The 8,038-nt window shown below is 45.7% G+C and carries 7 protein-coding genes; all 7 read left to right on the top strand.

Going from position 1 to position 8,038, the window contains the following annotated elements; translation table 11 throughout:
* Positions 1-499 precede the first annotated feature (499 nt).
* A complete protein-coding gene (locus HZS80_RS02475) occupies positions 500-1,060 on the top strand; it encodes a LuxR C-terminal-related transcriptional regulator (protein ID WP_179915067.1) in 561 nt (186 codons plus the stop codon).
* Positions 1,061-1,081: 21 nt separating this feature from the next.
* Positions 1,082-2,701 (top strand): AMP-binding protein, encoded by a 1,620-nt coding sequence (locus HZS80_RS02470; protein WP_179915066.1) that lies wholly within the window; start codon positions 1,082-1,084, stop codon positions 2,699-2,701.
* Between the two features lie 260 nt (positions 2,702-2,961).
* On the top strand, positions 2,962-4,062 hold the full coding sequence (gene dctP / locus HZS80_RS02465) for a TRAP transporter substrate-binding protein DctP (protein WP_179915065.1): 1,101 nt from the start codon (positions 2,962-2,964) through the stop codon (positions 4,060-4,062).
* 86 nt (positions 4,063-4,148) lie between these two features.
* Positions 4,149-4,652: a TRAP transporter small permease subunit gene (locus HZS80_RS02460; protein ID WP_179915064.1), complete on the top strand. Its 504-nt coding sequence runs from the start codon at positions 4,149-4,151 to the stop codon at positions 4,650-4,652.
* Complete coding sequence (locus tag HZS80_RS02455; RefSeq protein WP_179915063.1) at positions 4,649-5,974, top strand: TRAP transporter large permease; 1,326 nt, start codon at positions 4,649-4,651, stop codon at positions 5,972-5,974. Before HZS80_RS02460 ends, HZS80_RS02455 begins: the two co-directional genes overlap by 4 nt.
* 41 nt (positions 5,975-6,015) lie before the next feature.
* On the top strand, positions 6,016-6,681 hold the full coding sequence (locus tag HZS80_RS02450) for a glutathione S-transferase family protein (RefSeq protein WP_179915062.1): 666 nt from the start codon (positions 6,016-6,018) through the stop codon (positions 6,679-6,681).
* A 59-nt stretch (positions 6,682-6,740) separates the two neighbouring features.
* On the top strand, positions 6,741-7,922 hold the full coding sequence (locus tag HZS80_RS02445; RefSeq protein WP_179915061.1) for an acetyl-CoA C-acyltransferase: 1,182 nt from the start codon (positions 6,741-6,743) through the stop codon (positions 7,920-7,922).
* Positions 7,923-8,038: the final 116 nt, after the last annotated feature.

The following is an 8,038-nucleotide window of genomic DNA, read 5'->3' as shown; positions in this document are numbered from 1 at the left end:
GAACCCATCGGAAACGTTCCACCAGCAGAACGAGAAAGGACGTATTATCGTCAACTGGAAGAGTCGGGTGAAGCTGCTTGACTCAAACAAACCGGTCTCCGGAATAACCGGGGCGGTTCAGAAGCGCTGAATGGTAAGACGCGGACGATACGGATGCGCATCAAGCTACCGGAGCAATGAGCGTTTCAGGACAGCCGTTCTATTCCATGCCAGCGACCTAGGTATGCCACCTAAACTACTGAATTAAAAGAAGAGCCGGATTCGTCCTTACGCGTAGAGATGCCCAGCTCTGAAGCTTTCAAGGTTTATCATTACATCCAACACGGTGACAGAGAGTTAGAGCACGCAGTAGTAGAAGATTATTCGTTCCTCTATGCGTAGTACTACGTATAGAGGAACGTGGTGCGTGCTGCTAATCTCAAATGATGAATCAACATTAGATTGAAGCGTGTAACTAAAAAAACAAGTCACGCTATCAAATTACTAGATGATGCCGCCTATGATCTCTATGCTTAGTGATGAAGATGAGAAACTGGTTTTTGAATATGCTCCTGTTGCCCTTGTGCTGACCGAGCGTAGATCAATAAAAACTTGCAACATAGAATTTTGCGAGTTGTTTGGATATGAAAAAGAGGAGCTGTTAGGAGAGCTGATTTTGAAGCTTTATCCCTCCGTTGCCGACTTCAATAAAATTGGTGAAAAAAGCTATTCAGAATTGATGGAGTCCGCCTCTTATGTAGACGAGAGATTTATGCAAACCAAGGGGGGGAAGGTCTTTTGGGCTAGAGCTTCGGGTAGAACATTAACTCCACAAGATCCTTTCAAGCTGGCAGTTTGGAGCTTTTCTGAAGCTGAAGATTTCTCTGGGCCAAGTAAGATCTTATCAGCTAGGGAAAGAGAGGTTTCGGGATATATTGCTAACGGGATGACGTGTAAAGAAATAGCTAAAGAGCTTGGTATATCCTACAGGACAGTTGAAGCGCATAGATCAAAGGTTATGAAAAAGCTTGGCTGTCGAAATATGGCTGAAATGATATCAAAAATCATCAGACTTCAATAATAATTTTTAAGGAGGCGGGGTGTGATTAGTTCTTTTTCAAATTACGAAGATATTGTAAGCAATTTCTCTTGGCCAATTTATGAAGATTTTAACATCGCAGATGTTTGTTGTGATAAATGGGCGAACAAGGATGCTTCACGAGTTGCCCTGATAGAGGTCAACGGGCACGGGGAGAGTAAAGAAGTCACCTACAAAGAGTTGCAGGAGAAGTCAAATAGGTTGGCAAATAGTTTGGTTGCAAAGGGTGTTGCGTCTGGAGATAGAGTTGGCATTTATCTGCCACAGTGTTCTGAGACGGCTGTTTCACATTTTGCTTGTTATAAATTAGGTGCCATTGCCGTTCCTTTGTTTAGCTTGTTTGGTCCAGATGCTGTTTTTCATAGAATGAATGACTGTTCCATGCGTGTGGTTATAACAGACGCTAGGGGGTTGGAAAATTTATCATCCATTATTGATGACCTTAATAGTCTAGAGGTAGTCTATTCAATAGAACCCTGTGAGTCAGGTGTGAATTCTATTGATTTCCATAAAGATATATCTCTGTTTGATGAGCGTTTTTCAGCGAAGAAAACATCAGCAGATGACCCGGCAATGATAATTTACACATCAGGCACTACAGGGAGCTCGAAAGGTGCGGTTCTTTCTCATAAGGTGCTGGTTGGCCATATTCCTGGTGTTCAAACTTCGCATGATGGGTTTCCAAAAAACGGAGATGTGATGTGGACGCCTGCTGACTGGGCATGGATTGGCGGCCTATTAGATGTCTTATTGCCATCACTGTATTTTGGTGTTCCTGTAGTTGCTAGACGAATGTTGAAATTTAATGCTGAAGAAGCTTTCTCTCTCATTGAAAGTTTTGGGGTAAAAAATATGTTTCTTCCTCCAACAGCACTTAAGATTATGCGACAAGAAAAAAATCCTAAGAGTAGATGGGAACTGAATGTTAGGAGTATCGCAAGTGGGGGAGAGTCACTAGGGGACGAACTTCTCGACTGGGGGCGAAAGACTTTTGGTGTAACAATAAATGAGTTTTATGGACAGACTGAATGCAATATTGTGGTTTCTTCTAGCACACAGATGGGCATTCATAAGCCGGGATATATAGGTAAGTCTGTACCTGGTCATAAAGTTGCAGTTATAGATGACAAAGGGAACATTCTAAAAAGTGGTGAGTTAGGAAGTATAGCTATTCAATCTCCTGACCCTGTTATGTTTATTGGGTACTGGGACAACCCCAAGGCCACTAAAGAAAAATTTATTGGCGATTGGTTGGTAACCGGTGACTTGGGTGTGCAAGATGAAGATGGTTTTTTCAAGTTTGTTGGAAGAGATGACGATGTCATAACTAGTGCTGGTTATCGAATTGGCCCTGCACCAATTGAAAATTGTTTGCTTAAACACCCATCTGTACGTCTTGCTGCTGTAGTAGGAAAGCCCGACGAATTGAGGACTGAAATAGTAAAGGCATTTATTGTGTTGGCCGAAGGGCATGAGCCAACTGAGGAACTTTCTGAAGAACTTAAGAGCCATGTTAAAAAACATTTAGCAGCACATGAGTATCCGCGTGAAATAACATACATAGATGAGCTTCCTCAGACGGCTACGGGAAAAATCGTACGTAGAGAACTAAAGAAAATGTAACTAATATTTATTTTATTTTTAATTTTTAGTGAGCATTCACAAGAGCTTTAAAAATAAATATCATTTCTCATGACGATGATTTGCAGAACAATGAGTCGACGATTAGCTTAAATTCAGTCGAAGGCTCTATTGTAAATTAAGTAAAGATAGTCGTTAATCAAAATTTTGATTAGCAATTAGTTTTGTAAGCAAATGAATTAGCCCCCATCATAATGGGAAATTGCACGACAAATGATACATTATAACAATTTGAGGTGATCATGAAAAAAACAAACTTCATCACAGCGATCAGTTCAACAGCTTTGCTGACTTTATCGGCAGCAGCAAATGCTCAAGAAACTTGGACTATGACATCGACTTGGCCAGATAGCTTGGGGTTAATTGAGATCGATCGACATTGGGTCGAGACTGTAAATAAGCTTACGGATGGTGAGTTGTCTATTGAATTTCGTGCTGGCGGTACCCTTATGCCAAGCACAGAAGTCTTCGATGCCACAGAAACAGGAAGCATCGAAGCTTCTGGTGATTGGCCGGGTTATTGGGCAGGTACTGACTCGGCCTTTTCTCCTTTAGGCACTACAACCATGTTATTCAATGGTGTCGACTACCTTAATTGGATAATGCAGTGGGGCGGCTGGGAGCTCTATCAAGAGGTTTATGGGGAATATAATTTAGTCTATCTCCCTTATGGAATTGTTGGTAGCGAATCTGGCTTGATGGGAGGGGTTCCAATTACTAGTTTAAATGACATTGACGGAAAAAGAGTTCGCCTAGCTGGGCGAGATCAAGGAAGAGTTTTGAGTGGCCTGGGCGGTTCTCAAGTATCGCTGTCTGGCGCTGAAATTTACCAAGCTATTGAGCGAGGTGTTGTAGAAGCAATGGAGTTTAATACTCCTGGAGTAGATTACGACGCTGGGTTTGCAGAAGTCGTTGAACATTGGACTGTTCCTGGCTGGCATCAAACAGGAAGTGTTCTGGGCGTAATGATCAATAAGGATGCATGGAATAGTCTTTCAGAGCAAACTCAAGATAAACTGAAGATTGCCGCTGAGTCCACCATGGCTTGGTCGCTCTCATGGCTTGAAAGAAAGTCAACTGAAGGGGCTGAAAATTTTATTGAGGCTGGAGTTGAGATTCATAAACTATCAGAGGAAGACTTAGAAAAAATCCAAAAAATCACTAATCAAGTTATTGTTCAAAGTGCATGTGAAAATCCAATGACAGCACAAGTATATCACTCCATGGTCAGCTATCTGGAGCACTACTCAACCTGGCGCGACTTGACTGTGCCCTTCAACATGAGTCGTACCACGAACAACCTACCCTCCCTCGAAGAACTTGAAGCTTGCATAAACCAGTAATCAGGTCGGGGCTTACGTGCCCCGACCTCTTTCTGGCACCCGAACATCTCTTTTCGTTTGATTCACCCGTTTCTGAGAGCTTTTTCATGAACACCATTGCCAGGGCTATCGATGTCCTCAACGAGTGGTTCGGCCGCCTGATTGCCCCGCTGCTTGCTGTGATCACGCTGATCGTGATCTATGACATCGCCGCACGCTTCTTGATCGGACGCCCCAGTGACTGGGCCTTCGATGTGACTAAAATGCTGTTCGGAGTCCACTTTATGCTGATGGCGGCCTTCGGACTGCGCCATCACGCCCACGTGGAAGTCGACGTGCTCAAACGCCTACTCTCCCGACATAAGCAGGCTGCACTCGACCTGCTCGGCTATCTGATTTTCTTCGCGCCCTTCATTTGGATGCTGTTCACCTTCGGCTGGGCCTTCTTTGAACGCTCATTCAGCCGTGGTGAGACTACCAATGGCATGGTAGCCATTCCTGTCTACCCATTGAAAGGAGTAATTATTGTAGCCGCCGCGCTACTGCTGCTCCAGTCATTAGCTGTCGTCATCCGCGCCTTTGGTGAGCTAAGCAAGGAGAATGTTGCATGAGCCCTGAGATGCTCACCCTGTTTATGTTCGTCGGTCTACTAATCGGCCTGTTCATAGGTCATCCGCTGGCCTTCGTGCTTGGCGGCGTCGCAGTACTCGGTGCCTGGTTAGGACCCGGTGCCAACACGTTAGGCATCCTGATCAATAACATTTACGGCAACTCTATGGACAACTATGTTCTAGTTGCCATCCCACTGTTCGTGCTGATGGCGCGCTTCCTAAATGACTCCGGTGTCACCGAGAAGATGTTCGATACCATGCGCCTGCTGCTCGCTAATCTGCGTGGCGGCTTGGCTCTTACTGTGGTTATCGTCTCGGTGCTTCTGGCCGCCACCACCGGAATCGTCGGCGCCTCCATCGCTGTGATGGGCATGGTCGCCCTGGTGCCGATGCTCAAGTATAACTACAACAAGGAGCTAAGCACTGGGGTAATCATGGCCAGTGGTTGCTTGGGTATCCTGATCCCGCCCAGCATCATGCTGATCCTAATGGCCAGCTACTCGCCAGTCTCGGTAGGCGCGCTGTTCGCCGGCACCTTAGTGCCGGGGGTGATGCTGGGCGCGATGTATGCCCTGTACGTGCTGGTGATCTGTCATCTCAAACCGAGCTACGGACCAGCAGTGCCCGCGGCGGAGCGCGCCGAGGTCTCCACCGGCCAGCTGCTGATCATGCTCGTCAAGTACGTGATGCCGCCGATGTCGCTAATCCTCGGCGTGCTGGGTTCGCTGCTCCTGGGCATAGCCACCGCCACCGAGGCCTCGGCCATTGGCGTGGCTATCGCCTTCGTTCTTTTCCTGATCTTCGGCGATCGTAAGGCCTCGACCTGCTATCGCACGCTGATCGAGGCCAGCAAGACCACCACTATGGTGATGCTGGTGGTAGTGGGAGCCACTGCCTTTACCGGAGTGTTCTCCATCGGCGGCGGCCTGGACGTCATCCACGAGGTGGTGATGGCGATGCCCGGCGGCACAACCGGGGCACTGATCCTGATGCTGTTCCTGGTTTTCATCCTGGGCATGTTCCTGGACTGGACCGGCATCGTGCTACTCAGCTTCCCTATCATGCTGCCCATCATCGAGAGCATGGGCGTAGACGTACTGTGGTTCGTGGTGATGGTTGCCGTGGTGCTGCAGACCTCCTTCCTGACGCCGCCCTTCGGCTACGCGCTCTTCTACCTCAAGGGGGTGGCGCCGCCTGGGGTGGAAATCGTCGACCTCTATCGCGCGGTGATCCCATTTGTGGCGCTGATCGTGTTGGCCTGTGGGCTGATGGCCCTATTTCCATCAATCATATTATGGCTGCCTGGAATGGTCTTTAAGTAATTTTCCGTTTTTTAAATTCAACATAATTTCTAGGAGTAGTTATGATTACTTTACACCACTGCATGAGTGCTAGGTCATTTCGAATTTTATGGATGCTGGAAGAGCTGGGGATGGAATATGATTTGATTATGCATGATTTTCCCCCAAGGCATTTAGAAAAAGATTACAAAAAAACAAATCCCTTGGGAACTGTTCCAGCATTCTATGATGATAAAACCTTTATGACAGAGTCATCGGCAGTGTGCCAATACCTAGCCGACCGCTACTCTGCTAATAAAATGGGGGTTGGAGTAGCGGAACCAAGTTATGGCTGCTATTTGAACTTTCTTTATTTCGGTGAAGCTACACTTACTTTTCCACAGACTCTTATTCTTAGATACAAGCACTTTGAATCGTTAGAGAGAAGAATAGAGCAAGTGGCGACTGATTATGAACGCTGGTTCCTTTCTAGACTTAAATTTATTGATGAGAGACTATTATCCGAAGATTATATTTGTTCCGGAAGGTTCACAGCTGCCGACGTATCAGTTGGTTACTCTCTGATGCTAGCCTCATATTTAGATATGGAAGAAAAATTTGGAAATGGTATTAAAAAGTACTGGGATAAACTAAGGAATAGAGAAGCTTATATGAGGTCATTAAAAATACAAGAGAGTGAAGCTAAAAAGCAATGTGTTTCATTGACTGCTTCTCCTAGAATTAGGTAAAAGCAAGCTCTTCCACTAGGTGATGGTATATTTAGCAATTTATTGTCAGGAGATTTAGTATGAAAGATACGGTCATTGTGTCTGGAGTTAGGACTCCCATTGGCTCATTTGGTGGAGCTCTTTCTTCCTTTTCATTGGGCGATATCTGCACTAGCGTGACAACGGAGGCGCTGTCTCGTGCAGCCGTTCCACATGCAGATGTCGGGCATGTTGTTTTTGGTAATGTCATCCATACCGACCCTATGGATATGTATTTAGCGAGAGTCGCGAGTGTTAACGCTGGAGTTCCTCACAGCGTTCCGGCTCTGACCTTGAACAGATTATGTGGGAGTGGTTTGCAGGCTGTTATAACAGCCTCTTCCTATATATCTTCAGGTGAAGTTAAGTGCTGCATTGCGGGAGGAGGTGAGCTAATGAGCCAAGCACCTTATTGGCTAAAATCGAATAGGTGGGGGCAGCGAATGGGCGATTCTACTGCGGTTGATGCTATGGTTGGGGCTTTGACAGATCCATTTGATAAATGCCATATGGGTGTGACTGCAGAGAATATTGCAAAGAAATGGAAAATTAACAGAGAAGAGCAAGATAACTATGCACTTGAAAGTCATCGGCGTGCAATAGCAGCACAAGATGCTGGTTTTTTTGAACATGAGATCCTTGCCTTAAAAAATGAAAGCCGGCGCAGTGAAACTATTATCAACGAGGATGAGGGACCGCGACGAACTGTTGATTACGCCAAGCTAGCTTCTATGCCCCCTGTCTTCAATAGGAAGAATGGGGTTGTTACAGCTGGCAACTCATCTACTATTAACGACGGTGCAGCTGCGTTGGTGCTGATGGATAGAGAACATGCAGATAAAAGAGGTTGTGATTATTTTGCCCGTATAGTTGATAGTGAACTTGTAGGCGTGGACCCTAAATATATGGGAATAGGGCCTGTTCCAGCGATTAATAATATAATTCTACGCAACAATATTTCAGTTGAAGATATCGATCTTTGGGAAATCAATGAGGCTTTTGCGTCGCAAGTAATCGCTGTTATTAGAGAAATTGGCATTAACCCTGAAAAGATTAATCCCAATGGCGGAGGCATTTCATTAGGACATCCGATTGGAGCAACTGGTGCTATTTTGCTCGTTAAGTCAATATATGAACTTCGCCGTACAAGTGGACGTTATGCCTTAATAAGCATGTGTATTGGAGGAGGACAAGGAATTGCCATGTTGATTGAGCGTTGTTGAGCTCATTCTTAAAGCCACGCATTTTTATTTTTAAGGGGTGGTGGATGCAGACTCCAAGCGCAACACTTTAGTAAGGTTTATCCGCTGACATCGCGCCCAGTACTTTGCTCTGCTAG

The organism is Vreelandella glaciei, assembly GCF_013415125.1.
GTDB classification, from domain to species: Bacteria; Pseudomonadota; Gammaproteobacteria; order Pseudomonadales; family Halomonadaceae; genus Vreelandella; species Vreelandella glaciei.
This window is presented reverse-complemented; position numbering and strand designations above follow the sequence as displayed.